We start from the raw sequence: 26,250 nt of genomic DNA, 5'->3' as shown, positions 1-26,250 counted from the left end.
GTCGCCGCCGGCCGCTACGGCAACCGGGAGGCCAGGACGAGCGTGGCGGCGGAGGCGAACATGCCGCCGTTGCCCAGCACCACGCTCACCTCCACGTCCGGCACCTGCGCCGCCGCCTCCCCGCGGAGCTGGCGCACCGACTCCTGGATGGCGAACATGCCGTACATGCCGGTGTGGGTGTAGGACAGGCCGCCACCGTTGGTGTTCATCGGCAGCCGGCCGCCGGGCGAGGTGTGCCCCTCGGCGATGAACGCGCCCGCCTCGCCCCGGCCGACGAACCCCAGGTCCACCAGCCCGTAGATGGGCACGTGGGCGAAGGCGTCGTACACCATCAGGTGGTCGACGTCCTCGTGCGAGATCTTGGCCTCGGCGAAGGCGGCCTCGCCGGACAGGCGGAAGCCCTTGGAGGTGGTGAAGTCCTCCATCTGCGAGATCATCGGGGCGTCCATGGCCTCGCCGGAGCCCAGCACGTACACCGGCGAGCGGCGTGCCAGCTCCTCCGAGGTGACGACCAGCGCGCCGCCGCCGTCCGTCACCAGGCAGCATTCCAGCAGGTGGAAGGGGTAGGCGACGAGTTTCGACGCGAGCACGTCCTCGACCGTGAGCAGGTCGCGGTACATCGCCCTGGGGTTCCGGTGCGACCAGCGGCGCTGCGCCACCGCCACCTCGGCCAGTTGCTCGTGGGTGAGGCCGGTCTCCTTCATGTAGCGCAGGGCCGTGATCGTGAACGACGTCGGCGGCCCGGCCACCCCGTACGGCAACTCGAACTGCCCCAGCAGCGAGTCCGCACCCAGCCCCCAGCGGCCCGCGCCGACGCGCGACCGCCCCGACTCGCCGTGGGTGATCAGCACGGTACGGCACAGACCCGCCCGGACGGCGGCGGCCGCGTGCCGTACGTGGAACAGGAACGACGACCCGCCCACCCCGGTGCCGTCGAGCCAGGAGGGCGTGATGCCCAGGGCGTGGGCGATCTGGATCGGGCCGGGCGTGCCGACCGTGGCGATGCCGTCGATGTCGTGCTTGGTCATGCCCGCGTCGGCGAGGGCGTTGCGCGCGGCCTCCAGGTGGAGCTGCACGGTGGAGCGGTCCGGCAGGCGGCCGATCTCGTCGGTCTCGGCCGCGCCGGCGATCACGATGTTCATCGCCCGGCTCCCGCGGGCTCGAACAGCGGCACGTGCACCTCGCCGCGCCGCTCGAACACCACCCGCAGCTCCATGTCCAGGAGCAGGGCCTCGGGGGTGTTGGGCACGCCCACGATGTTCGTCATCATCCGCACGCCCTCCTCCAGCTCCACGACGGCGATGGCGTAGGGCCCCTCGGCCTCGAAACCGGGCGCGGGCCGGTGGTTGATCACGTACGAGTACAGGGTCGCGCGGCCCGTCGCACGTACCCACTCCACGTCGCCGCCGCCGCAGCGGGGGCAGCTCGGGCGGGGGTAGAAGTAGTGCCGCTCACACGTCCGGCAGCGCTGGATCCTGAGCTCTCCCGCGGCGGTGCCGTCCCAGAACGGCTGGGTCTCAGGCGTGGGCTTCGGTACCGGCTTCATCAGCCTCCCCCTTCTATTTCTAGAACGTGACTCTAGAGTGCCATTCACCTCCTGGAAACCCCATCCATCAACCCCACCGGTCACCACACCCCGAAACTCCGGACGGCCGCCCATCGGGAACACCCTCAGAGGCCGCCGCGACCTGCGGCCCGGAGCCTCGGCCATCGACCCAGGACGCCCGGAACCCCTCAGGCGCCCGGATCCTCCGGACGCCCAATACCCCCAGACGCTCGGGCCCCCAGACGCTCAGCCCCTCAGACGCTCAGCCACCCGGAGACCTGAGGACCTGGGGGACCTGCGTTTCAAGGGATGAGGGTCGGGGTTCAGGGGCTGGGGGTGCCATTGCCGTTGTGGCCGCGGCCGGCCAGGACCTCGTCCAGCGTCGGACGAGGCTCGCCCGGGTCGCGCACACCCGGGCAGGCGAGCTGGATCAGTACACCGTGCGCCTCCTTGGGGTGCAGGAACACCTCCTGCCAGCGAACGTCGGCCCTGTTGAGCCCGTGCAGCCGATAGCCGCGCCCGGTGAGCCGCGCGACGGCCGCGTCCATGTCGGCGACGTGGAAGTTCAGGTGATGGACGCCGCCCCGGCCCCGGGTCAGCTCGAAGAAGCTGTCGAAGAACGTCGAGCCGGCCAGCGGCTCCATGAGCTCGATCTTGCTCCCGTTCCGGTACGTGAGCTGCAGCGTGCGATACCCGCCGACCCGGTTGTCGCCGCCACCTCCCAGATGGCGTCCGCCGAGCAGGTCACGGTAGATCGGCAGCAGATCCCTGATCCGGGGAGCGGCCACGGCCGTGTGGTCGAAGGTCACGTCGAGGCCGTCAAGTTCCAGGTCCACGCACGGCTCCTCACTAAGAGCGAATCCTAGAATTTGATTCTAATCACCTCATCCCGGGTACGCACTCTTGACGTCGGCGGATACGAGGAGCAGCATCTCAGAAATGGATTCTAGAGCTAGCTTCTAGAACTCAGTACGGGGAGCCTAAGCTCGACCAGAAAGGCTTGCCATGAGGCTGTCCTACGTCCGCGAGCTCGACGAATACCCGACCGGCGCCCGCCGCATGAAGATCCTGACCATGGCCGTCCTGGCCATCCTCATCGGCTCCTACGAAGGGCAGATCGCGCCCGTCGTACCCCTCCTGCTCAAAGACCTGAACATGTCCCTCGCCACGTACGGCGCGGTGTCGGGGGCGGCGGCGGTGGCCGGGGCGATCGCCTCCATCTTGGGCGGCCGGCTCACCGACCGGGTCGGCCGGGTCCGCCTGCTCATCCCGCTCATGGCCCTCACCGCCGTGTGCTGCTTCGCCATGACCCTCGTGCACAGCCCACGCGACCTGCTGATCGCCCGCATCCTGCTGGCCTTCGTGGACGGCGTCGCCATGGCCTCCACCGCGCCGCTGATCCGCGACTTCTCGCCGCGGCTCGGCCGGGCGCAGGCGTTCGGGTTCTGGACGTGGGGCCCGGTCGGCGCGAACTTCCTGGCCGCCGCCGTCGCCGGCTGGACGCTGCCGATCTTCAACGAGTCGTGGCGGTCCCAGTTCGTCATCATGGGCTGCTTCTCGCTGGTGATCTCGGCGGTCATCGCGTTCAACATCGCCGACCTGTCCCCCGAGCTGCGCGCCCGGATCCAGCACACCGAACGGGCCGCCGAGGAGGTCGTCGACCTGAAGCGCCCGCCGACGATCCGGTCGCTGTTCGCCCGGCGCAATATCTGGGCCCACGTCGTCGGCATCTCGCTCTGGCTGGTCCTCTACATCACGTTGTCGTTGTTCGGCCAGACGATGCTGGTAGGCGCGCTCGGCATCAGCAGCGCCCAGGCGTCCACGATCATGGCCGCGTTCTGGAGCCTGAACCTCATCACGCTGATCGTCACCGGACGGCTGTCCGACCGCCTGCAACTGCGCAAACCGTTCTCGCTGGGCGGCACGATCGCGGCGGTGCCGGTCACCGCGTACCTCGCCGTCGCGCTCGGCCAGGAAGGCGTCTCCACCGGCACGCTCATGGTGATCGGCGCCCTGCTCGGCGGCTCGCTCGGCGTCGCGTACGCCCCCTGGATGGCCAACTACTCCGAGGACGCCGAGGACGCCGACCCGCGCCTGCAAGGCACGGCCTGGGGGCTGTTCGGTTTCCTGACCAAGGCCATCGCGGTGGTGGGGCTGCTGGTCATCCCGCACGTCGTGGAGGCCACGAGCTGGCAGACGTGGTTGTTCGTGGCGCTGGGCTGCCTGGTGCTGTTCATCCCGGCGATCCTGCTGTTCAACGGCCCCTGGCGCCGTACCGCCCCGGCCCCCGCGACCGCCACCCTGAGCAACGCCGAAAGCTGACCCGCCGCCACCCCGAAAAAGCCGAAGAGCGGCGGCCCCGCCAGGGGCCCGCCGCTCTTCGTCGCCTTGGTCCGTCAGTCGCGGTGCAACTTCCGGTACGTCACCCGATGCGGACGAGCCGCGTCAGCCCCAAGCCGTTCGATCTTGTTCTTCTCGTAGTCGGCGAAGTTGCCCTCGAACCAGAACCAGTTGGACCCTTCCTCCCAGGCGAGGATGTGGGTGGCGATCCGGTCGAGGAACCACCGGTCGTGCGAGGTGATCACGGCACAGCCCGGGAAGTCGAGCAGCGCGTTCTCCAGCGACGACAGCGTCTCGGTGTCGAGGTCGTTGGTCGGCTCGTCCAGCAGCAGCACGTTGCCGCCCTGCTTGAGGGTCAGCGCCAGGTTGAGCCGGTTGCGCTCGCCACCCGACAACACCCCGGCCTTCTTCTGCTGGTCAGGCCCCTTGAACCCGAACGCCGCGATGTACGCCCGCGACGGCATCTCGACGTTGCCGACCTTGATGTGGTCGAGCCCGTCGGAGACGACCTCCCAGACGTTCTTGTTCGGGTCGATGCCGCCCCGGCTCTGGTCGGCGTAGGAGATCTTCACGGTGTCGCCGACCGTGATCGACCCTGTGTCCGGCGTCTCGCCACCGGTGATCATGCGGAACAGCGTGGTCTTGCCGACGCCGTTGGGGCCGATGACGCCGACGATGCCGTTACGCGGCAGGTCGAACGACAGGCTCTCCATCAGCAGGCGGTCGCCGAAGCCCTTGGTGAGCTCGTCGGACCTGATCACCGTGGTGCCCAGACGCGGGCCCGGCGGGATCTGGATCTCCTCGAAGTCCAGCTTGCGGAACTTGTCGGCCTCGGCCGCCATCTCCTCGTACCGCTGGAGACGGGCCTTGCTCTTGGTCTGGCGGGCCTTGGGGTTGGAGCGCACCCACTCCAGCTCGTCCTCCAGGCGCTTCTTGCGCTTGGCGTCCTTCTGGCCCTCGACCTTGAGGCGCTGGGCCTTCATGTCGAGGTAGGTGGAGTAGTTGCCCTCGTAGGGGTAGCAGCGACCGCGGTCGAGCTCCAGGATCCAGGTGGCCACGTTGTCCAGGAAGTACCGGTCGTGGGTGACGGCCAGCACCGTGCCGGGGTACTTCTCCAGGTGCGACTCCAGCCACTGCACACTCTCGGCGTCGAGGTGGTTGGTGGGCTCGTCGAGCAGCAGCAGGTCGGGGGCCTCAAGCAGCAGCTTGCACAGCGCCACGCGGCGGCGCTCACCACCGGACAGCTTGCTCACCTCGGCGTCGGGCGGCGGGCAGCGCAGGGCGTCCATCGCCTGCTCCAGCTGGCTGTCGAGGTCCCACGCGTTGCGGTGCTCGAGCTGGTCCTGCAGCTTGCCCATCTCCGCCAGCAGCTCGTCGCTGTAGTCGGTGGCCATCTGCTCGGCGATCTCGTTGTAGCGCTCGAGCATCGCCATGGTCTCGGCGACACCCTCCTGAACGTTGCCCAGGACGGTCTTTTCCTCGTTGAGCGGCGGCTCCTGCTGGAGCATGCCGACCGTGAAGCCCGGCATCAGCTTGGCGTCGCCATTGGACGGCTGCTCCAGGCCGGCCATCATCCGGAGCAGCGTCGACTTTCCGGTGCCGTTCGGCCCCAGGACACCGATCTTGGCTCCGGGCAGGAACGACAGCGTGACGTCGTCAAGGACAACCTTGTCGCCGTGCGCCTTGCGCACGCGCTGCAGCGTGTAGATGTACTCCGGCATGCTCCCTAGCTTAGGGGCTGCGCACACAGGCTTCCGCCGCCCCAGCCCCTTCGCCCCTCAGACTTCCCCCCACGCAACCCCTCCGCCCCCACAACCCACGCCCGCCGCGGCAGCCCACCACAGAAGCCCGCTGTGGGAACCCGCTGTGGGAACCCGCCGCGGGAACCTGCCGCGGGAGCCCGCCCCTCACCTCGCCTCACCTCGCAAGGTGCGAGGGCTCGAGGAGCGAGGGCTCGCGTCCGCTTCAGGCGACCGCGGCCCCCGCTGTCGCGAGAAGTGCCGCGGCGGCGGCGCGCGCCCGCGTCGCCGGCTGGATCGAACGCTCCCGTACCGCCGTGACGATCGCACCGTCCACCAGCAGCACGAACAGGTGCGCGAGCTCACCGGCGTCGCCCCGCCCGTCCCGCTCGATCAGCCCCGCGACGTACGCCCGCACGCGCTCCTTGTGCTCGGCCGCCACCCGATGGGCCGCACTGTCCGGATCCGCCGTCTCGATCATGGTGTTGATGAAGGCGCAACCACGGAAATCCGCACGCGCGAACCGCTCGGCCAGCGCGTCGAAGACGTTCAGCGGCTCGCCGCCGAGGGCGTCCACCCGTTCGGCCAGCCATGCCCGCCACCGCTCGTCCCGCCGCCGCAACACCGCGACGACCAGGTCGTCCTTGCTCGGGAAGTGCCGATAGAAGGAGGCGCGTCCGACCCCCGAGACGCTCAGGATCCGCTCGACGCCGACCGCCCTGATCCCCTCCGCGTAGAAGAGGTCCTCGGCGGCGTCGAGCAGTCGTTCACGTGCGCGAGTGGCCATGCCTCCACGCTATCCCGAACTTCCCTAAAACGGAACCGTTCGGTATCGTCTTGGTCAGATGGAACCGACCAGTACCGTTTTGGAGACATCATGCCCCGCCTTCCCCAGCTGACCGAGGACAGCGCCGGCCTGCTCGTGGAGACCCAACGCCAGCTCGGCCGGGTCCCCAACCTGTACGCCGCCCTGGCCAACGGTCCCGCCGCCCTTGCCGGCTACCTCGCGATACGCGACCACCTGAGCTCGGGCGCGCTCAACCCCCGCCTCAGGGAGCAGCTCGCCCTTCTGGTCGCCCAGGAGAACCACTGCACCTACTGCGTGAGCGCCCACACCATGCGCGGCCGGCGCATGGGCATGACCGACGAGGAACTCGCCAGGACCCGCCAGGGCGTCGACGACGACCCGCACGCGGGCGCCGTACTGGCGATCACCCGGGCGATCATGAACACGGGTGGCGCGGTGAGCGACGACGACCTTGACGCCGCACGGGCCGCCGGCGTCACGGACGAGGAGCTCGCCGAGATCGTGGGCCACATCGCCCTCAACACCCTGTCCAACTACTTCAACCACCTCGCCCAGCCCGAGCTGGACTTCCCGGAGGTACAGGCATGAATCCCACCTGGCGCAGCGGCACGGTCGAGCTCCTCGACGGCTACACGCTGACCGACTCCGAGGGCCGCCGGACGTCCACCGTGCATGGGGTGCGGTTCGCGATCGAGGGCGGATACCTCAACGTCGAGGTCCCCGGCGTCCCCCACGTCCAGATCGTCTCGGCTCCCGCCGTACGGCTCGTCACCTGCGACGGCGTCCTCACATCCTGACGCTCCGAGGCGCACGTCCCGGCTTCCCGGACCAACACCACGAGGGCAGGCCCCTGACCTGCGACGCCCCCAGGAGCCTGCCCCCGCCCCTAAACTCCTGCCCCGCCCCTCCTCCCGCCAGAACGCCCCACCTCAGGCAGACCCACCACGAGAACCCGACAGAACACCCCACCCAACGAGAACCACCACGAGGACCCGACGGGGCGTCCCACCCAAGCGAGAACCATCCCAGAGAAACCGCCAGCCCCCTCCCCCAAGCGCGTCCGCAGCTCCCTTGCAGGCGTCCGGCGTACACCGCCACGATCACGAAGGCCCACGCGAGGCGACAAACAGGTCAGACCGATTGATCCTCAGGCGACGGTGGTTGCGGCGGCTGGACGACGGGGATGCAGACACGATCCCGCCCCAGCTCCTTGGCCCGGTAGAGGGCCAGGTCGGCGGCGGCCAGCAAGTCGATCAGGTCGTCACCGTGCACGCTCATCAGCGCGACCCCCACCGAGATCGTGATCCTGATCAACACATCATCCACCGGGGTGGCCATGTGTCCGATGTGGGTGCGAAGACGTTCGGCGACATGGCGGGCCTCGTCGACGTCCGCCCCCGGCAGCAGGACGACGAACTCCTCACCCCCGAACCGCCCCACCACGTCGGAGTCTCGCAACTCCCTGCGCAACATGGCCGCCACCCCGGCGAGGACCTCGTCGCCGACGAGATGACCGTGGGCGTCGTTCACGCGCTTGAAGTGGTCGATGTCGATGATCAGCAGCGCCAGGGTGTCACCGCTGCGGCGCGCCCGCAGGATCTCGGTGTCGGCCTCCCGCTGCCAGGCCGCCGCGTTGAGCAGCCCGGTCTTGGAGTCGGTACGGGCGGCGGCCTGCAACTGCGCGTGCAACAGACTGCGTTGCAGCAGGACGACCGGCGGCAACGCGAGCACCAGCAGAGCCAGGTTGAGCCCGCAGCCGATCGAGACCGTGACCCCGAGGCACAGCTCGACGATGTCCAGCAGGACACTCTCCCGGTTCCACAACACCTCCTGCCACGAGCCGTCAGGGTCGGACGTGTGCGCCGCGATGGCGATGAGCCCGATGTTGAGCAGCGAGAAGAGCACGGCGGCCGCCACCGCGTAGGCGATCGGCGGCCCGGTCCCCCGCGTCAGCACCCACGGGTCGGGGACGACCCAATGGAAGGCCACCGACGCCGTGCACCCGGCGAGGCCGATGGCCGCCGAACTGAAGACCCGGCGGTACAGAACTGTGGCGCGCACGCGCACCTGGAGAAGGATCTGCAACACGATCGGCGCGAAGAGGGCGTAGACCGGCGGCAGGAGGAGTGCGACCGGCAGCCACCACGCCGACAACAGGTCACGCGAGACCCCGGCGGGCATGCCCAGTCGCCTGCTGGCCTCGATGCAGACCGCTCCGCAGGCCATGAGAGCCGTGAAAGTGAGCAAATCAGGCCAGTAGAAATCGGTGGATCTCGTGAACAAGGTGATCGCGACGAGATCTAGGGCAACAATGGCGCACAAATAAGCCACAAGCGGGCGGCGTTGCCCGAGCAAGGGCCAGCGACCGGCCAATCTTGACACACCGTCGCGAGACTTGATCGAGGCGTGACTGGTCGCCGCCATCTCGTCTCCTCCCTGACTAACGATGTGTAACACAATAATTGCGGAGTGTGCGTTATGCGATGGGAACCGCTACGTTGACACTGACTACGCCTGCTCACTCCGCGAGCGGGCAGCGCCGGAAAGGAGCAGCCATGGTGCGGGGCGTGACTTGGACATGACCCATGCCCTGGGTATCTGACTCGGGCAACACTCCATCGGCCCCCTAGGGGTGAGACGCGCCACGGCCGATGCCCCCTCCTCCTCCATCCCCTTGGCTGTCCCCCTCACGTGGGACGCCGACCTCATCGGCCGCTGCTCTGCGCCCGACCGCCTCCCGGCCCGCCCTCCGAACGCGCACCCTCACCGCGAGCCGGGCTCTCACCGCAGGCAGGGCGTACGCACCTCACCGCAGGCAGGCGCACCTCACCGCAGGTCTGGCCGACTGTCTCACCGGACGTTCACCCCTTCGCGTCCCGTGGGAATCGTCCAGGCGTGCTTGTGTCCCGGCCGGACCTGGCACGTGTCCTGCCGATTGACGAGCGCATCGGCGTGGACCGCGTTCGGCGGCCGGTGAGAGCGACCTGCCGGGCCGTAGTCCCCCCATCACCCCGCCGCCGGCTGGAGTCACACCCCTCTGGACGGACACCAGCGTGGACCGGCTGCTGCGCGGTTGGGCTGATACGTGCGGTCCGGTGAGGCGCGCGTCTTGCCGGCGACCGAGCAGGTCACCAGTGGACGCGCGCCTCTTCAGGGGTGATAGCCGTCCGCGGGCGCTCACTGTGAACGTGAACGCGAGCGCCTACCGCCCACGGAACGTCAGGCCGCTGCCTTTTCGGGGACCTGTGTCGTCTTCGTTCGGGTTTTGCTGGTCGGGCCCAGGACGCGGACCGTGCCGGTCTTCGTTCCCGATCCACGGCCTGGGTGCTCTCGTGTGCCCGTGCCATGAGGGTCATCTGCTACAGGGATGGGAGGCGTGTCCGCTGTCGCAGGCGCCGTCGTCAGCTGAGCGGCGTCCGGCACGAGAGCCTCGACGTACGGCTCCAGGGCGGGGCTGTCGCCCTTGTCGTCGGTCTCGCTGGTCAGGGCTGAGGAAGGGGTGCGGACGGGCTTGGCGCCCATGGCCCAATCCTGGGTCTCCTCGTCGAGGCGTTCGCGCATCTCCTTGGTCATCGAGCCCAGGCCGCCGCCGCGCTCCGGCTTGGTGAAGACGCCGGTGCCCCAGCGCAGGTCGTGGCCCACGGCGCTGGCCTCGATCTCCGGCATGAACCGGCGGTCGCCCTCCGCGCCGAACTCACGGATGCGGAGCTTGCCGGACACGACGACGGGCTGCCCCGCCCGTACGCAGTCGGCGACGTTGTCGCCCAGAGCGCGCCAGCAGCGGACGGTGAAGCAGACCCGCTCACCGTCCGTCCATTGCCCTGTCTTCCGGTCGAAGTAGCGGTGTGAGGTGAACACCTTCAGCGAGGTGACCCTCGTGCCGTCGTCGAAGCTGTACTGCCGTGGCTCTGCTGCGACGTTGCCGGTGAGCGTGATGTAGATGTCGTTCATCCGTGCCTCCCATGCGGCGGGCCTGCTGCCCGCGACCTGGGAACACGGTGCCTGAGGCAGGCCGGCCACAACGAGGCCGAACGCCGTTCTGTGGATGACGGCGGCGGGACGCCGGAAGGCTGTGGACGGACCGGCCGGTCAGCCCGACAGGTCCCGCAGGGCCGTGTAGAAGGCGTGGTGACGGCCCAGCTCGCGTTCGACCGGCTCGACCACCATCGTCGCCGACACCGCCGCCACCCGGCGCCGCATCTCCCGCTCCAGCCGTTCGCGCTCCCGCGAAGCACCCAGCTCCACGAAGTTGCGCGAGGCGATGCCGGACAAGGCACCCAATCCCAGTACGGACGCCATCATGAGCGCCACCCACGGCAGCGCCGCGCCGTCGCCGACCAGTTGCAGGGCGGCGGGCAGCTGAGCGGGCACGGTCAGCCCGGCCGCCGGCCGCACCACCCCGGCCACGAACGCCACCACCAGCAGGTACTGCCACACCTTGAGCAGGCTCCACCAGCCGGGCACCTGGTCCAGGCGCGGCGCCACCTCCGAGAGGTCCTCGGTCAACGCCTTCGGAAGCTGTCTGGCATTGGAACGCGCGGCCTGGTGGACGGCGGTACGCCACACCGGGTCCATCCCGGCCGACAGCCCGTCGGCGAGCGCCTGTACGGCATTGGCCACCTCGGCGGACTGCGCGCTCACCGATCCGGTCGTGATGCCCCGGATCTCGTCGCTGACGTCGTCGAGACGCAGGCTCTTCAGCGGATCAGGACGGAACTTCGCGAACCACCTCGGATACGGCCAGCCGACCCAGTGGCTGGAACGCTCGGCGTAGACGTTCTCCATGGCCTCGCCGACGGCGGGGACGCCGATCGCGTCGCAGAGCGCGTCCGTCAGCCCCATCCTGCGCGCCTCGTCGACCGACGACGGCGCGAGCAGGGACTCTCCGAGCGGCATGGCCTCGCCGAGCCGCTGTTCCAGCCGTTGGAGGTCGGCCTCCAGCTTCTGGATGGCGGCGCGGCGGCGGCTGGCGGCGGTCGCGATCACGCTCTTGAGGCTCTCGACGCCGCGCCCGGTGACGGCCGAGGTGGGTACGACGCTCGGATGCTCGACGCCTTCGCGGCGCAGCAGGTCGTTGAGGTCGATGACCAGCTCGGCCAGCTCGGCGGCGGACAGCTTGTCGGCCTGGTTGAGCGCGAACACGGTCACCGCGTCGTGCCCGGCCAGCTCGGTGACGTAGCGCCGGTGCGTCGAGGCGTCGGCGTACTTCTGCGGGTCGAGCACCCACACCACCAGGTCGGCCAGCCCGATGAGCCGGTCGGCCTCGGTGTCGGTGAGCGCCCGGATCGAGTCGTGGTCGGGCAGGTCGAGCAGGATCAGGCCGTGGAGCTGGCTGTCGCCCTTGTCGAGCGCGCTGGCCCGGGAGAAGCGGTGACGCCACTGGATCTGCAGCCAGTCGAGCAGCGGCGCCGAGCCCTCCAGCCCCCACACGCAGGCATGGGTACGGGCCGTCGTCGGACGGCGTACGCCCGTGGGCGACAACTCAAGCCCGGAAATGGCGTTGAACAGGGACGACTTGCCGCTGCCGGTGCCGCCCGCGAGGGCGACCACGGTGTGCTCGGACGACAGCTTGAGCCGGTCGCCGGCCCGCATCAGCAGCGCGCCGGCCTCGGTGAGCAGCTTCTGGTCGAGCCGGCCCGGACCGAGCTCCACCACCTTGCTCAGCGCGGACAGCCTGGGGGCGAGCCCCGCCCTCGGGGGCGTGGTGGTGGTCATCGGGCGACCTCAAGGTTGTACGCCGCCTGGTAGAGACGGGTTGCGACGGACTCGTCCGGGATGCCCGCGGAGTCGAGCGCGTGTACGTAACGCATGGATTCCTCGTCGAACAGCATGCCGATCCTGGCTCGCAGGTCACTGAGCGCCTTGGCGCCGATGCCCCGCAGCGACTCCGCGCCGAGCAGCGCGTTGACGAGCCGGTGCGGTACGCCCGATCCGTCGCCGCCGCTGAACATGGCGACCGTGAAGATCAGGGAGAGCGCGTCGGGATCGAACGAGACGAGCTTCGACACCGAGCGCTTGGTCACACCCTCGGTGCGTACGAGCTCGTTCAGGTGATCCTGCCAGGACGCGATGGCGCGCCCGGCGTGCCGCAGGAGGTTGTCCGACGGGCTGTCGAGCCCTTCGGCGAGCTTGACGCCCAGCTCCGAACGGTGGCGCCAGCGCGCCACCACCTCCTCGGCGGCGCGGTTGGCGGCGGCGACGATCACCGACTCCAGCCCGGTCCGGATCGCCGCCTTGAACGCCAGCACCCGCTCGGGCGTCTGCCCGGCCGCCTTCCCGCCCTTGCGGAACTGCAGCGAGCGCATGAGATCGCCGGAGCCCGCGAAGTCCTGCCAGCGGGCCAGCACCTCCCCGTGCAGCAGCGAACCGTTCTTGGACGCCTTGTCGATCTCGGCCAGCGCGCCCAGGTAGGCGGCCTCCACGTCGCTGCGCAGCTCGCCCCGGAACGCGACCTGGCCCTCCAGGTGCCTGGCCAGCGCGGGCACACGGGTGCGGAAGCTGTTGAGCACCCCGTTGAGGGTCTCGTGCACGGCCTGCGCCCGGCGGGACTCGTCCACCGAGAGCTCGGCCAGCCAGAGCCGCAGGTCGGTGACCTCGCTGTCGGGCAGCCTGCCGTCGCTGACGGGCGCCTCGTGGATCACGAACCGGTCGATGTCGCCCAGGCCGTATTCGGTCAACATCCGTACGAAATGCTTGAGCACGACGTCGGCCGACCGGGGCTGCACCCGCGACAACACGATGGCCAGGCGGGCGCCGCGCTCCTTGGCCAGGCGCAGCAGGCTCCAGGCGGGGGCGTCGGCGTAGCGGGCGGCGGTGGTCACGAAGATCCACAGGTCGGCGGCGTCGAGCATACGGTGGGCGATCTCGTGGTGCTCCTCGACGACCGAGTCGATGTCGGGGGTGTCGAGCAGCGCGACGCCCTGCGGGAGCTTCTCGGTCGCCACGACGACCAGACTGTCCATGCCACTCTCGGGGGACGGCCGCTCCAGCCGTTCGAGGCCGCTGAGCAGCTCACCCTCGGTGAACCACTTCCTGTCGTCGGGGTGGCAGGCCAGGATGGGCGTGCCGGTGGTCGGGCGGCGTACGCCGGTGCGGGAGATGTTCCGTTCGGCCAAGGAATTGACCAGGGTGGACTTGCCCGCGCCGGTGGAGCCCGCGATCACGATGAGCGCGGGGGCGGTGTTGGTACGCACCCGGGGCAGCACGTAGTTCTCCAGCTGGGCCAGCAGGTCGGCGCGCGCCTGCCTGGCCTCGTCGGCTCCCGGCAGGTCGAGGCCGAACCGCAGGTCGGACACGCTCTCGCGGAGCGCGCCCAGCGCCGACGTCAACGCCTCGACGGTCTCGGCGGCCAGCTCCTCGACCCGCTGAGGCGCTTCGGCGGTCCCGCTCTCAGGATCTCCCGACGTCGGTACGTCGTCCGCGTCCGCTCGCCCGTCCTCGTCGTCCGCCGGGTCACCCGGGTCGGTGGGGTAGTCGGCGTCAGCGAAAACGCCGGGGCCCCCGTCAGCGACGACCACCGGCTCGGGGTCCGCGTCCCCGAGCGCCGCATCCACGTCAACGTCCGTACGGTCGGCGTCGGCGCCCTCTGGCTCAGCACTACCGCCAGAGCCAACCGCAGCGGGGTTGTCGTCGGCGTCGGCAGCGGGCACGCCCTCAGCGCGGAACCCGACAGCGCCACCGGACTCAGCGACGAGATCGGCATCGGCGGACTCGGCGACGGCGTCAGCGTCGGGTTGGAGGTCGGCGGGGATGCTGGCGGTGGGATCAGCGTCCAGATCGGCGCTCGGGTCCGAGTCGGCATGCGTCTCGGCGGTGGGCTCCGCGTCGGAGGCGGTCTCCAAGGCGGCTGCGGACACGTAGGGCTCGGCGTCGGCGTGGGCGCCGAAGCCGGAGTCGCCGAGGTCGAAGCCACTGAGACCAGCATCGGGGACGAGGCCGAGGTCGGCCTCCGGCTCCGGCTCCGGCTCGGAGACGGGCTCGGACTCGGAGGCGAGGCCGACGTTGGCGTCGGGCTCGGGGGTGAGGTCGAGGGCGACGTCGGCGTCGGTGTCGGCAGGGGGTTCCGCGTTTTCGGCGGCGGGTGGGTCGGAGGCGGCTTGCGGGGCGTTCGACTCGGGGTTCGCGCTCAGGGGCCCCGGCTCGGGCACGACGTCCGTGGCGGCGTCGGCGGGCGCCTCCGGCTCGGGCTCCGCGTCCGGGGACGCGTGGGCAGAGGGCTCCTGAGGGGAGGGTGCCTGGTGGGGGGCTGAGGGCTGGGGGGCGCGCTCCCAGAAGGCGGACGCCCTCGGACGCCCTTCGTCCCCCTCGGACGACCCGGACGACCCGGACGACCCAGGTGACCCAGGTGACCCGGGCGCGGTGGGGCGGCCGGGTGGGGTGTTGGAGGGGCGGGCCGGGGTGAAGAGGCTGGGGCGGTCGGCGGGGCGGGCCGGGGTGAACAGGCTGGGGCCCGTGGGCGGGCCAGCGGTCGGCTCCCTCGGTACGGCGGCGGGCTCCCGCGGTGCAGCAGCAGGCTCCCTCGGTACGGCGGGATCAGCGGCGTACGACGGTCGTTGGAAGAGCGAGGGCCGCCCCCCGGGAGAGCCCGCGGACGGCGCGTCCGGAGAGGACGGACCTCCGGCGGGACCGGAGGATGCGGACGGAGCGAACGCGCCACCGGCGGAAGGCGACGGGGAAGGACGAGGGGAGCCCGGGGGCGCGGGGGGTTCGGGGTCGGGTGAGGGGGGCGGGGACGGGGTGTTCCCGGGTTCGGGCAGGTCGTCGTCCGTCACTGGGCGGAAGCTCAACGTCTGCTCCCCCAGCGACTCGTGCCGCCCGTCATCCATGGCCGTGTTCACGGCAATCGCTCCGCTCGAACCATTTCGACCTCCTGGCCGACCCGCACGACGTCGCCGACGATGACGATCGCAGGCGGCCGTATCCCGGCCGCGGACACGCGGTCGGCCACGGCGGAAAGCGGTGCGATTACCGCCCGCTGGGTCGGAAGGGTACCGTCCTGTACCACCATTACGGGAGTCTCCGGGGCACGTCCGTCTCGAAGCAGCGCCTCGGCCACCTTCGGCAGCCGTTCGACGGCCATCATCAGCACCAGCGTGCCCTGGGAACGGGCCAGGCCTGGCCAGTCGACGGTGGAGGCGGGGTCGTCGGGCGCGACGTGCACGGAGATGACGTGGAACTCCTGGCTCACGCCGCGATGCGTCACCGGCACCCCGGCCGCCACCGGGACCGCGACGGCGCTGGTGATGCCGGGCACGACGAGTACGGGGATGCCGGCCCGGGCGCAGGCGATCATCTCCTCGCCGCCGCGCCCGAACACGAACGGGTCGCCGCCCTTGAGCCGGACGACGAACTTGCCCTGTCCGGCCCGGTCGACCAGCAGCTCGTTGATCTTCTCCTGCGACAGCGACCTGCCATAGGGCACCTTGGCGGCGTCGATGAGCTCGACGTCGGGGGCGAGCTCGTCGAGCAGCGCCCGGGGCGCGAGCCGGTCGGCGATCACCACGTCGGCCTGGGCGAGGAGCTGCCGCCCGCGTACGGTGATCAGGCCGGGATCGCCTGGGCCGCCGCCCACCAGGGCCACGCCGACGGGCTTGGTGCGGCTGCGCCGCGCGTCGACCGTGCCGTCGCGCAGGGCCTCGACGATCGCGTCGCGGATGCCCGCGGCCCGGCGCGGGTCGCCGCCCGCGGTGACGGCCACGCCGATCTCGTCGACCCGGCCGGAGGCCGGGGTCCAGGCGGCGGAGGCGTCCTTGTCGTCGGCGCGTACGCACCACACCCGCTTGGCCTCCGCCTCGGCGGCGACCGCGGTGTTGACGGACCTGTCGTCCGTGCAGGCCTGGACGAGCCACGCGCCGTCGCAGTCGCCGACCGCGTACGGCCGGGCATGCCAGGTGACCCGGCCCGCCGCGATCAGGTCGTCGAGGGCCGGCGTGACACCGGGCGACACGACGGTGACCTCCGCACCGGCCTCTAGCAGCGCGGGAACGCGCCGCTGGGCGACCCGGCCGCCGCCAACGACGAGGACCCGGCGGCCGGAAAGCCGCAGGCCGAGGAGGTAGGGACCCATGGGGGAAATCTCCCGTTCGCGAAGGTTGTGTTCGGAGGTAAACCTACCGGCTCCCCGTGTGTCGTTGGCTGCGCATGACTCAACGACCGTCGAGAAGGGGCTGCGAAGGGTCCCAGCGAGGCCCGCCCTGATCGTCCTTGCGGCGTCTGGCCATCGCCGAGAGTGCCTCCAGGATAACGCGGTTCCCGAGGAACGCGGTGATGTCGGCGTGATCGTACGGCGGCGAGACCTCGACCACCTCCATCCCGGCCACCGGAAGCTCGTAACAGATCCTGCGTACGGCGTCGAGGAGCTGCCTGGCCGACAGGCCGCCGGGCTCGGGGGTGCCGGTGCCGGGGGCGTGGCCGGGGTCGCAGACGTCGATGTCCACGGACAGGAAGATCTGGTCGCACTCGTCGAGCGCGATCGCGAACGACTCGGTCAGGCACTCCTCCAGCCCGCGCGTCACGATCTCGGTCATCTCGTACGAGCGCATGCGCCGCGCCGCCATCCAGTCGAGGGTCTCGGGGCCGGGCCAGTAGCCGCGCAGGCCGATCTGCAGGAACCTGTCGCCGCGGATGGCGCCGGACTCGATGAGCCGCCGCATCGGCTGGCCGTGCCCGTGCAGGTGGCCGAACTCGATGTCGCCGGTGTCGGCGTGGGCGTCGAAGTGGATCATCGAGGTGCGGCCGGGCGCGTACGCCCTGGCGATGCCGCGCGCGTCCGGCAGCGCGACGGTGTGGTCGCCGCCGAGCACCACCGGCACGGCCCCGGAGGCGGCGATCCTGTGCACGGCGTCCTCGATCGCGGCCAGCGAGCCCTCGACGTCGCCGGAGTAGCACTCGACGTCGCCCGCATCGAGTACGCGCAGGTCACGCAGGGCGTCGACGCGCAGCGCCAGGCTCGGCCGGGACCCGTCGTGCGGCAGGTAGCACGCCTGGCGCAGCGCCTGCGGCCCGAACCTGGCGCCCGGTCGGTTGGACGTGCCCCCGTCGAAGGGGGCGCCGACGATCACCACGTCGGCGTCCGCGTAGCTGCCCGGGTCCGTGACGTCGCAGCGGTCGACGCCGAGGAACGTGATGTCGGGGCCGAACATGGGGCCGTACCGGGACACTGCTCACCTCACGTGCTGTTCCGAGTGTCCCCCATCATCACACGGGCTTCTCGGTGACCCCCGCCGAGTCGAACGTCGCGACGTCGTGCATCACCCGTACGGCCGCGCACACCAGCGGATGCGCGAGCAGGCCGCCGGTGCCCTCGCCGAGCCGCAGCTCCAGGTCCACCAGCGGGCGCAGCCCGAGGTGGTCGAGGGCGGCGGCGTGACCGGGCTCGGCCGAGCGATGTCCGGCCACGCAGTGACCGGTGACGTGGGGGTCGAGGGCGGCGGCGGCCAGGGCGGCCGCGCCGGCGATGACGCCGTCGAGGATCACCGGCACCCGGTTGGCCGCGCCGCACAACACGAACCCGGCGATGGCCGCGTGCTCGAACCCGCCCACGGCGGCCAGCGCGCGCAGGGCGTCGCTCGGGCCGGTGCCGCCGGGCAGGCCGTTCACGCGCAGCGCCTCGCGGACGACGTCCACCTTGTGCGCGTGCGTCGCGTCGTCGATCCCGGTGCCCCTGCCGGTCACGTCGGCCGGGTCCGCGCCGGTGAACACCGAGATCAGCGCGGCCGAGGCGGTGGTGTTGGCGATGCCCATGTCGCCGGTGATCAGGCAGCGGGCGCCCGCGTCGATGAGGTCCTGGGCCACGGCGATGCCCGTCTCCAGCGCCCTGACGGCCTGGTCGACGCTCATGGCGGGGCCGCGGGACAGGTCGGCGGTGCCGTACGCGACCTTGCGGCTGATCAGGCCGGGCGCGTCGGGCAGGTCGGGGCCGACGCCGACGTCGACCACCGTCACGGACGCCCCGACCTGGGCGGCGAAGGCGTTGGCGACCGCGCCCCCGGCCAGGAAGTTGGCGACCATCTGCGTCGTGACCTCCTGCGGCCACGGGCTCACGCCGCGCGCGTGGACGCCGTGGTCGGCCGCGAAGATGGCCAGGGCGGCCGGCTCGGGCATGGGCGGCGGGCAGACGCCGGCCGCCCCGGCGAGGCGTACGGCGACCTCTTCGAGCGCGCCGAGCGCGCCGCGCGGCTTGGTGAGGCGGTCCTGGTGGGCACGGGCGTCGGCGAGTGCCTGGGGATCGGCGGGACGGATGGCTGCCAGGGTCTCGGCGAGCACGGGCGTACCTCCACTTAGTGAACGAGCTGGAGCGCTTCCTCGTACCGGTCGATCACGACGTCGGCCAGCGTCTCGCAGTCGCCGATCACCTCGGCGCAGCGGATGTCGAGGTCGGGGTGGCCCGCGCCGTAGGCCAGCGCCTGCGCCCACACGCGCTCCAGCAGCCCGCCGGCGAACAGCAGGTACGGCACCACGATCACGCGCTTGGCGCCCAGCCGGCGGCAACGTTCGAGCCCACCTGGCACGCCGGGCGGCGTCACCGAGACGAACGCGGTCTCGACGGTCATGTAGTCGTAGGCGTGCGTCTCCCAGAACAGCCGCGACACCCGGTGGACCTCGGCGTTGGCGGCGGCGTCGGTCGAGCCCTCGCCGACCAGCACGACCGCCGTCTCACCCGGCTCGACGTGCCCGGGGACGTCGTCGGCGGCCGGCGCGTCGACGGCGCGCAGCCGGGGACGGGCGCCGACCAGCTCCAGCGGCCGCGGTCTGGACATCTCGGCGGCGGCCTCGGCGAGCCGGTCGGCCAGCAGCGCCAGCACGCGCGGGTCGGGGCCGAGGGGGCGGCCGTAGTCGTACATGAGGGTGGGGTGGCGCTGCTGTTCGAGCGCCATCGCGGCGGGGAACTCCTCCCCCACCCTGCTGAGGCTGAGCGGCAGCGCGACGAGGCGGTGGTGGCCCCTGGCCATCAGGGACGACACGGAGTCGCTCAGCCGCGGCGTGGAGCGTTCGAGGTAGCCGCCGGAGACGTCCACGGCCGTGTGGTCGAGGCGGCAGCGCAGCCGGTGTACGAACCTGCCGAACTCCGCGGCGTAGGCGTCATCGTTCGAGCCCTGCCCGATCAGCAGGAGCGGCGGCTTCATTGAGGGATTCTCCGGTGCGTAGACAAAGTCACGCGAGGATAACCGATGCGTGCCCGTGGGGGACAGGTCACGCTGCGTGCACGGGCCCGGCATGCACGACGAAGACGGGGTCGCGGGCGGTCAGGCGGTGGGAACCGTCGGCGTTGAGCGTCAGCCCGGACGCCTGGATCAGCGTGCCCTCGCCGCGGTAGCCGTGCTCGCGCAACAGGTCGAGCACGGCGGCGACCTGCTCGACCGTGCTGAGCGCGCACACCAGGGCGCGGGGGCGGCGGGCGGCGCAGGCCACGACCACGTCGGTGCCGCCGCCGCCCACGAAGACGGCGTCGGGGTCGGGCAGCGGTTCGAGTGCGGGCGGCGCCTGTCCCCTGGTCAGGGCCACTTTGACGCCGTGGGCCAGGACGTTGGTACGCAGGCGGGCGCAGGCGGACTCGTCGCGTTCGACGGCCACGACGGCCGCGCCCATCCTGGCGCACTCGACGGCGATCTGGCCCTCGCCCGCGCCGACGTCCCAGACCAGGTCGCCGAGCCGGGGGCCGAGCTTGGCCAGGATGAACGCCCGCGCCTCGGCCGGCAGCCCGGTCGCGGACGGCAGCGCCCACTCCCGCGGGCCCGGCTGCGCCCCGGCCACCCAGCCCGGCTGTCCGGGCCGGTGCAGGGGGTCGATGACGAGGACCACGTCGGGGTCCTTCCACGGCCGGGTGGTGGCCTCGCCCATGCGGCTGTGCGTGACGCGCTGGTCGGGGCCGCCGAGGTCCTCGCAGACGATGAGGGCGCGCGGCGTGGTGGGGGCCAGCTCCCTGGCGATCTCGGCGGGGCCGACGCCGGGCGCGACGAGCAGCGCGACCTTGGGGTGGGCGCGGCAGGCGTTCACCACGCGGCCGAGCTGGGCGGGGCCGGTGGGGGCGACGACGAGGGCGTCCTCCCAGTTGAGCCCGGCGCAGGCGAAGGCGCGGGTGATCAGCGAGGTGGCCGGGAGCACGTCCGGCTGGAGGCCGCGCGCCCGCAACGCGCGGACGACCCCGAAGAAGCCGGGATCGCCCTCGGCGACCACGACGGCCGGGCCCCGGCCGGGTTCGAGATGGCCGTCGAGTGCCTGGAGCACGTCGCCGTCGTCCGCGGCGCGCCCGTCGATCCTGAGCCGGCCGAGAATGGCGGCCGGGCCCACGACGAGCTCGGCCTCGTGCAGCCTGTCCGCGGCCCTGGCCGGCAGCTCGACGCCGTCCCAGCCGACAACCGTGATCATCAATGCTCACCGTCCTCATCACCAGGGTGACGGTTCACGGCGGGTTTGACCATGGTCCGCGACGGCCAGTCCGCTGTGCCCTCAGGCCAGGTCGGACGCGATGAGGCTGTAGACGACCAGGTCCTCGCCGCCGAGCACGGCGCGGGCCACGCCCTCGCGGGTGAAGCCGGCCTTCTCGGCCACGCGCTGGGAGGCCGGGTTCGACACCGCGGCCCGCAGTTGCAGCCGGCGGAAGCCCTGGCGTTCGAACAGCCAGCGCGCGATCGCGGTCACGGCCTCGCCCGCGTACCCCTGGCCGCGGGCCCAGGGGGCGGTCATGTAGCCGACCTCGGCCGTACGGTTGCGCCAGTCGAGGTCCCTGAGGTCCACGTTGGCCACGAAACGGGTGGTGGTGAACTCCTCCGCGGCGAACGCGATGCCCGCGCCCCTCATCCGCATACGTTCGGAGATGTCGATGAAGGCGCGGGCGTCGTCCTCGGTGTAGTCGCGGGGCACGCCGGTCCTGGCCTGGGTGAGGGGGTCGGCGCCGGTGGCGGCCAGGTCGGGGACGTCAGCGGGCGCGGGCGGCCTGAGCAGCAGCCGGGGCGTACGCAGTTCGGTCCTCGGCAGGGCGGGGGCGGGTTCGCCGGAGTCCTCGCGCAGCAGGCCGAGTACGACCAGGTCGTGCGGGCCGTCCTCCTCCAGCACGGCGGCGCGCAGCACGCCTTCCCAGGTGAAGCCCGCTTTGAAGGCGACGCGCAGGGAGGCCGGGTTGTCCAGGTTGGCCGTCAGGTCGATCCGGCGCAGGCCGGTGGTGGCGAACACCCAGGCCGTGAGGGCGCGTACGGCCTCGGTGGCGTAGCCGCGGCCCCGGTAGGCCGGGTGCACGCCGTAGCCGACCTCGGTGGTGCCTGCGTTCCACGACGTCCTGAACAGGCTGATGGCGCCCACGATGCGGTCGTCGGCGTCGGTCATGGCCAGGTGGAGGCCCTGCTGGGAGCGGTACAGCTCGTGCACGCCGTGCGAGAGCCACTGGCCGACGCCGGAGGCGTGGACGGGCGCGCCCGGCGGGAGGAAGCGGTTTCCCGACTCGACCACGGACCGTACGCGATCGGCGTCATGGGGGCCGAACGGGCGCAGCGTGAGCCGCCCGGCGGCGATGCGCGCATCGGGATCGAACACGTGCGCACCCTACACACTCACGATGTTTGCCCACGAAAGCGGGGGTAGGGGCCGACCTGAGAGGAGTGAGGGAACTATGGAACGTGGGAGCGACAAGCACGGTCCCCGCCTGGACGATCAGCAGAAACACGAGACCGAGGGCATGGTCCGCGGCGGCGGCAGCACGCACGCCGAGGAGTGGAAAGAGACCGAGTCCATGCCCTGGCCCGGCGAGGAGTCATTGCAGTCGTACCCCCCAGGGCACGAGCCCGGAACCCCCGAAGGCATCACCCGGCGCGGCGTCGACATCCGCAGCGACCTCGCCCGCTGGCTCAGCGACACCTCCTGGCCGGCGTCCAAGGACGATCTGGTGCAGCACGCCGAGGACGTGGCGGCGCCGGACGAGGTGGCCGACATGGTGCGATCCCTACCCGACCGCCGCTTTGTGAACATCGCCGCGGTGGCCAAGGCCCTGGGGCTCGGCGTGGAGAAGAGGAGGTGGTGACCTGTGCGTCTCGACTTCATCCGGCCGCTGTACGAGCGCCGCGGCCCGTACGCCTCGGTCTACCTGGGCGCGCTCACCGAGCCGCAGCGGGAGACCCACTGGCACAGCGTGCGTGACCAGCTCGACGGGACCGACGCCGCCACCATCGACGCCTTGGAGGTGGCCGCCAACCGGCCCGCGCCGGGCCAGGCGCTGTTCGCCACGCACGGGGACGTGGTGCTGGCCGAGCCGCTGGCGCGGCCGCCGTACGAGCTGGCCACCGTGTCGCCGCTGCCGCACGTCACGCCGCTGCTCGTGCAGCGCGGCGAGAACGTGCCGCACCTGCGGGTCATCGTGGACCACGCCGGGGCCGAGCTGTTGGACTTCGGCGGCGGCGCGCCGCGCACGACCACCGTGGAGGCGGCGGACTGGCCGCTGCAGAAGACCGCCCAGGGCGGCTGGTCGCAGAAGCGGTACGAGCGGGGCGCCGAGGAGACGTGGGAGAAGAACGCGGTCGCCGTCGCCCACGAGATCGACGAGCAGGTCCGCAGGATCGGCGCGGAGCTGATCATCGTGGCCGGGGAGCCGAAGTCGCGCTCGTACCTGCTGCAACATCTCAGCACCAAGTCCGCGGACCGGGTGATGATGGTCGAGCACGGCAGTCGCGCCGACCACGGGCAGTTCGAGGAGGACGTGGAACGCGCCCTGGACGACTGGCTCGAACGCCGCCGCGCCGAACTGCTCGAACGCCACCAGGAGTCGTCGGGCCCGGTGGGCCTGTCGCAGGTCGCGCACGCCCTGCGGGAGGGCCGGGTGCACGCGGTGCTCATGCCCGGCCCGCTCGAGCGGAACATGTGGACCGGCGACGGCGGCACCCAGCTCTCCACCGACCGGGCCGAGCTGCGGCGCTGGGGCGTCGAGGAGCCCGTCGAGGAGCGCGCGGACTCGGCCGTGGTCAGGGCCGCCGCCATGACGGACGCCGAGGTGTGGTTCACCGACGACGTGCGCGACGTGGCGGCCGTGCTCAGGTACTGATGATCACCTCGAGCGTTCTGGGGCCGTGCACGCCTTCGACCCGGTTCAGCTCGATGTCGCTGGTCGCCGACGGGCCGCTGATCCAGGTGAGCGGGCGGGCGGGGTCGAGCCTGCCCACCGCCTCGGGGACGCCCGCGACGATCTGATCGGCGCGCACCACGCACACGTGGTGGTCGGGGACCAGCGTCTGGGCCCTGGCGCCCTGGCCGGGGCCGTGGTCGAGGACGATCGTGCCGGTCTCGGCGATGGCCACGGCGCAGCCGGTGATCACGCCGTCGGCGGCGTCCAGGGTGTCCCAGCGCCGGTCGGCCGCCTGCCGCGGGGCCGTGCCGGACGCCGGGACGAAGCCGTCCTGGGTCGCGTCGGCGGAGGCGAAGCCGTCCGGGACGATCATCCGGCGGCCCGCGGCCAGTTCGGCGAGCCTGGCGGGCACCTCGGCGTCCGGGATCACGTGCACGACGGCCCGGTAGTCGCGCACCCGTTCGGCGAACAGCTCCACCACGTCGTCCACGTGTCCGCCGGTGCGGTAGCCGCGGACGATCTCCACCTCGGGCGCGCCCGCGACCGCCGCCCGGACCCTGGCCAGGATCTCCTCACGCGCGCCCATCGTTACGCTCCCACCAGTCTCTGAAGGATTCTTCCGGGATGTCCGGCACGTCGCGGGTGTCGGTCCAGGCCGACAGCGGGCCGGGAAGCCGTTTGGGCACCAGCCGGCGCAGCTTGCCGGCCAGCCGCTGCGCCCTGGCGAGCCTGGCCTGGTCGCCCAGCACCCAGCCGGCGGCCTTCATGCCCACGCGTTCGGCGGCCGCGTGCGGCGCCTTCGCCCGCAGGTCCACCAGCACCTCGGGGATGTCGATGGCCACCGGGCAGACCTCCAGGCACGCCCCGCACAGGCTGGAGGCGAACGGCAGCGAGGCGTCCAGGTCCGAGGACATGCCCCTGAGCTGCGGCGTGAGGATCGCCCCGATCGGCCCGGGATAGACCGACCCGTACGCGTGGCCGCCCGCGCGTTCGTAGACCGGGCACACGTTCAGGCAGGCCGAGCAGCGGATGCAGCGCAGGGCCTGGCGGCCGACCTCGTCGGCGAGCACGTCGGTGCGGCCGTTGTCGAGCAGCACCAGGTGGAAGTCCTGGCCCTCGGTGGCGCCGGTCCACGTGCTGGTGTACGGATTCATCCGCTCACCTGTGGAGCTGCGCGGTAGAAGCTGGAGGAAGACCTCCAGATCCCGCCAGGACGGCAGGAGCTTCTCGATGCCGACGACGCTGATGAGCGTCTCGGGGAGGGTCAGGCACATCCGGCCGTTGCCCTCCGACTCCAGCACGACCAGCGTGCCGGTCTCGGCGATCATGAAGTTCGCGCCGGAGACGGCGACCTTGCTCCGCAGGAAACGTTCGCGCAGGTGGAGCCGGGCGGCCTCGGCCAGGGCGCGCGGCTCGTCGGTCAGGTCGGCGGGCGCGCCTGGCATGCGGTCGAGGAAGATCTCGCGGATCTCCGACCTGTTGCGGTGGATCGCGGGGACCAGGATGTGGCTGGGGAAGTCGTCCCCGAGCTGCACGATCAGCTCGGCCAGGTCCGTCTCGTACGCGGTGATCCCGCGCCGGGCCAGTGCCTCGTTGAGCCCGATCTCCTGGGTGGCCATCGACTTGACCTTGACCACCTCGGTCTCGCCGGTGGCCGCGACCAGGTCGCCGACGATGCGGTTGGCCTCGTCGGCGTCCCTCGCCCAGTGGACGGTGCCGCCCGCCCGCCGGACGGCCTCCTCAAGCTGGATCAGGTAGCGGTCGAGGTGGCGGAGGGTGTGATCCTTGATGGCCTTGCCGGCCTCGCGCAGCCCGGCGCAGTCGGGCAGCTCGCCGACGACGCCGGCGCGCTTGCCCCGGATGGTGTGCGTGGCTTTCCGGAGGTTGAAGCGGAGTTGCGAGTCCTGCACGGCCTTCGCCGCATTTTGCGGGAAATTTCCGGGCATGCCGAGGAATGTCGCGCTCATGGGGTCTCCTCCGTGGCTGCGAGGATCTCCGCCAGGTGCATGGTCCTGACTCCCGTCTTCTGGCGGCTCAGCGTGCCGCCGATGTGCATCAGGCACGAGTTGTCGGCCGCGCAGATCACCTCGGCGCCGGTGTCCAGGATCCCGCGCGCCTTGTCGGCGCCCATGGCGGCGGAGACGGCCGGGTTCTTGACCGCGAACGTGCCCCCGAAGCCGCAGCACTCCTCCGCGCCGGGCAACGGCACCAGCTCCAGACCTCGGACCTTCCGCAGCAGCCGGGTGGGCCGGTCGCCCAGGTGCAGCCCACGCAACGAATGGCACGTCGGGTGATATGTCACCCGGTGCGGGAAATATGCGCCAACGTCGTCGACTTTCAGGACGTCGAGCAGGAACTCGCTCAGCTCGTACACCTTGGGGACGACCTCGGCCACGGCCGCCGCGCCCCTGCTGCCCGGCCGCACCAGCTTCGGGTACTGCTCGCGCACCATGGCCGCGCACGACCCGGACGGCGCGACGACGGCGTCGTAGCCGGCGAACACCTCGGTGAACCGCCTGGCCAGGCGTACGCCCTCCGCCCGGTAGCCGGTGTTGACGTGCATCTGCCCGCAGCACGTCTGGGCGGCGGGGAAGTCCACGTCGCAGCCCAGCCGGCGCAGCAGCGACACGACCGCCTTGCCGGTGCCCGGGAAGAGCGTGTCGTTCACGCACGTGATGAACAGGGCGACTCGCACGACTCTCCCAATGAATGGTCCGACCACTGTATGGTCAGACCATACCCAACCACACAGTTCGGGGCCAGTACCGGG

Annotated in this window: 23 protein-coding genes; 5 read left to right on the top strand and 18 right to left on the bottom strand. The window is 71.4% G+C overall.

Annotated elements, in window-relative coordinates:
• Nucleotides 1-14: 14 nt before the first annotated feature.
• The 3 genes from DMB42_RS19405 to DMB42_RS19395 all read right to left on the bottom strand — a co-directional run bounded on the left by DMB42_RS19405 (nucleotide 15) and on the right by DMB42_RS19395 (nucleotide 2,382).
• A complete protein-coding gene (locus DMB42_RS19405) occupies nucleotides 15-1,142 on the bottom strand; it encodes a thiolase C-terminal domain-containing protein (protein WP_125636367.1) in 1,128 nt (375 codons plus the stop codon).
• Nucleotides 1,139-1,546, bottom strand: coding sequence for a Zn-ribbon domain-containing OB-fold protein (locus tag DMB42_RS19400; RefSeq protein WP_125636366.1), 408 nt, complete (start codon nucleotides 1,544-1,546; stop codon nucleotides 1,139-1,141). The genes DMB42_RS19405 and DMB42_RS19400 overlap by 4 nt, the downstream gene beginning before the upstream one ends.
• A gap of 323 nt (nucleotides 1,547-1,869) precedes the next feature.
• The gene (locus tag DMB42_RS19395) at nucleotides 1,870-2,382 is read right to left on the bottom strand and encodes a VOC family protein (protein ID WP_185844743.1); all 513 of its coding nucleotides are present in this window, start codon (nucleotides 2,380-2,382) and stop codon (nucleotides 1,870-1,872) included.
• Nucleotides 2,383-2,551: 169 nt separating this feature from the next.
• Between DMB42_RS19395 and DMB42_RS19390 the strand changes: the two genes are divergently transcribed.
• On the top strand, nucleotides 2,552-3,868 hold the full coding sequence (locus tag DMB42_RS19390; protein ID WP_125636364.1) for an MFS transporter: 1,317 nt from the start codon (nucleotides 2,552-2,554) through the stop codon (nucleotides 3,866-3,868).
• A gap of 74 nt (nucleotides 3,869-3,942) precedes the next feature.
• On the opposite strand, the gene ettA is transcribed toward DMB42_RS19390, so the two are convergent.
• Complete coding sequence (gene ettA, locus DMB42_RS19385; protein ID WP_125636363.1) at nucleotides 3,943-5,607, bottom strand: energy-dependent translational throttle protein EttA; 1,665 nt, start codon at nucleotides 5,605-5,607, stop codon at nucleotides 3,943-3,945.
• Between the two features lie 244 nt (nucleotides 5,608-5,851).
• A complete protein-coding gene (locus DMB42_RS19380; RefSeq protein ID WP_125636362.1) occupies nucleotides 5,852-6,412 on the bottom strand; it encodes a TetR/AcrR family transcriptional regulator in 561 nt (186 codons plus the stop codon).
• 90 nt (nucleotides 6,413-6,502) lie between these two features.
• Here DMB42_RS19380 and DMB42_RS19375 point away from each other — a divergent pair, with 90 nt between their 5' ends.
• Together DMB42_RS19375 and DMB42_RS19370 are read left to right on the top strand one after the other, a co-directional pair.
• Nucleotides 6,503-7,021, top strand: a complete 519-nt coding sequence (locus tag DMB42_RS19375) for a carboxymuconolactone decarboxylase family protein (RefSeq protein ID WP_125636361.1) — start codon at nucleotides 6,503-6,505, stop codon at nucleotides 7,019-7,021.
• Nucleotides 7,018-7,230, top strand: a complete 213-nt coding sequence (locus DMB42_RS19370; protein WP_125636360.1) for a hypothetical protein — start codon at nucleotides 7,018-7,020, stop codon at nucleotides 7,228-7,230. Before DMB42_RS19375 ends, DMB42_RS19370 begins: the two co-directional genes overlap by 4 nt.
• Nucleotides 7,231-7,564: 334 nt before the next feature.
• On the opposite strand, the gene DMB42_RS19365 is transcribed toward DMB42_RS19370, so the two are convergent.
• The 10 genes from DMB42_RS19365 to DMB42_RS19320 form a co-directional block, all read right to left on the bottom strand.
• Nucleotides 7,565-8,680 (bottom strand): GGDEF domain-containing protein, encoded by a 1,116-nt coding sequence (locus tag DMB42_RS19365; protein WP_260477784.1) that lies wholly within the window; start codon nucleotides 8,678-8,680, stop codon nucleotides 7,565-7,567.
• Nucleotides 8,681-9,652: 972 nt separating this feature from the next.
• Nucleotides 9,653-10,384 carry a single-stranded DNA-binding protein gene (locus DMB42_RS19360; RefSeq protein ID WP_125636358.1) on the bottom strand — a complete coding sequence of 244 codons (732 nt, stop codon included), beginning with the start codon at nucleotides 10,382-10,384 and terminating at the stop codon, nucleotides 9,653-9,655.
• A 138-nt stretch (nucleotides 10,385-10,522) separates the two neighbouring features.
• Entirely contained in the window at nucleotides 10,523-12,148 is a 1,626-nt protein-coding gene (locus DMB42_RS19355; RefSeq protein WP_125636357.1) for a GTP-binding protein, read from the bottom strand.
• Nucleotides 12,145-14,580, bottom strand: coding sequence for a dynamin family protein (locus DMB42_RS19350; protein WP_260477783.1), 2,436 nt, complete (start codon nucleotides 14,578-14,580; stop codon nucleotides 12,145-12,147). The genes DMB42_RS19355 and DMB42_RS19350 overlap by 4 nt, the downstream gene beginning before the upstream one ends.
• A gap of 686 nt (nucleotides 14,581-15,266) precedes the next feature.
• Nucleotides 15,267-16,499 (bottom strand): uroporphyrinogen-III C-methyltransferase, encoded by a 1,233-nt coding sequence (gene cobA / locus DMB42_RS19345; protein ID WP_125636356.1) that lies wholly within the window; start codon nucleotides 16,497-16,499, stop codon nucleotides 15,267-15,269.
• 79 nt (nucleotides 16,500-16,578) lie between these two features.
• A complete protein-coding gene (gene speB / locus DMB42_RS19340; protein WP_125636355.1) occupies nucleotides 16,579-17,592 on the bottom strand; it encodes an agmatinase in 1,014 nt (337 codons plus the stop codon).
• 37 nt (nucleotides 17,593-17,629) lie between these two features.
• The gene (gene cobT / locus DMB42_RS19335; protein ID WP_125636354.1) at nucleotides 17,630-18,697 is read right to left on the bottom strand and encodes a nicotinate-nucleotide--dimethylbenzimidazole phosphoribosyltransferase; all 1,068 of its coding nucleotides are present in this window, start codon (nucleotides 18,695-18,697) and stop codon (nucleotides 17,630-17,632) included.
• Nucleotides 18,698-18,711: 14 nt separating this feature from the next.
• Nucleotides 18,712-19,557: a sirohydrochlorin chelatase gene (locus tag DMB42_RS19330; RefSeq protein WP_125636353.1), complete on the bottom strand. Its 846-nt coding sequence runs from the start codon at nucleotides 19,555-19,557 to the stop codon at nucleotides 18,712-18,714.
• 67 nt (nucleotides 19,558-19,624) lie between these two features.
• Entirely contained in the window at nucleotides 19,625-20,800 is a 1,176-nt protein-coding gene (locus tag DMB42_RS19325) for a bifunctional cobalt-precorrin-7 (C(5))-methyltransferase CbiE/decarboxylating cobalt-precorrin-6B (C(15))-methyltransferase CbiT (RefSeq protein WP_125636352.1), read from the bottom strand.
• Between the two features lie 81 nt (nucleotides 20,801-20,881).
• The gene (locus DMB42_RS19320) at nucleotides 20,882-21,961 is read right to left on the bottom strand and encodes a GNAT family N-acetyltransferase (RefSeq protein WP_125636351.1); all 1,080 of its coding nucleotides are present in this window, start codon (nucleotides 21,959-21,961) and stop codon (nucleotides 20,882-20,884) included.
• 76 nt (nucleotides 21,962-22,037) lie between these two features.
• Here DMB42_RS19320 and DMB42_RS19315 point away from each other — a divergent pair, with 76 nt between their 5' ends.
• Together DMB42_RS19315 and DMB42_RS19310 are read left to right on the top strand one after the other, a co-directional pair.
• Entirely contained in the window at nucleotides 22,038-22,445 is a 408-nt protein-coding gene (locus DMB42_RS19315; RefSeq protein WP_125636350.1) for a DUF2795 domain-containing protein, read from the top strand.
• A 3-nt stretch (nucleotides 22,446-22,448) separates the two neighbouring features.
• Nucleotides 22,449-23,459 carry a Vms1/Ankzf1 family peptidyl-tRNA hydrolase gene (locus tag DMB42_RS19310; protein WP_125636349.1) on the top strand — a complete coding sequence of 337 codons (1,011 nt, stop codon included), beginning with the start codon at nucleotides 22,449-22,451 and terminating at the stop codon, nucleotides 23,457-23,459.
• Here the strand turns inward: DMB42_RS19310 and DMB42_RS19305 are convergent.
• The 3 genes from DMB42_RS19305 to DMB42_RS19295 are packed head-to-tail and all read right to left on the bottom strand — an operon-like array spanning nucleotide 23,449 to nucleotide 26,175.
• Nucleotides 23,449-24,066, bottom strand: a complete 618-nt coding sequence (locus tag DMB42_RS19305) for an LUD domain-containing protein (protein WP_125636348.1) — start codon at nucleotides 24,064-24,066, stop codon at nucleotides 23,449-23,451. The two genes, DMB42_RS19310 and DMB42_RS19305, sit on opposite strands and share 11 nt — an antisense overlap.
• Entirely contained in the window at nucleotides 24,053-25,447 is a 1,395-nt protein-coding gene (locus DMB42_RS19300) for a lactate utilization protein B (RefSeq protein ID WP_125636347.1), read from the bottom strand. Before DMB42_RS19300 ends, DMB42_RS19305 begins: the two co-directional genes overlap by 14 nt.
• On the bottom strand, nucleotides 25,444-26,175 hold the full coding sequence (locus DMB42_RS19295) for a (Fe-S)-binding protein (RefSeq protein WP_125636346.1): 732 nt from the start codon (nucleotides 26,173-26,175) through the stop codon (nucleotides 25,444-25,446). Before DMB42_RS19295 ends, DMB42_RS19300 begins: the two co-directional genes overlap by 4 nt.
• Between the last annotated feature and the right edge of the window lie 75 nt (nucleotides 26,176-26,250).

The sequence above is a fragment of the Nonomuraea sp. WAC 01424 genome (assembly GCF_003947315.1).
Classification (GTDB): domain Bacteria; phylum Actinomycetota; class Actinomycetes; order Streptosporangiales; family Streptosporangiaceae; genus Nonomuraea; species Nonomuraea spiralis.
Note: the sequence above shows the minus strand (reverse complement) of the source record. Positions and strands in the feature narration are given on the sequence as shown.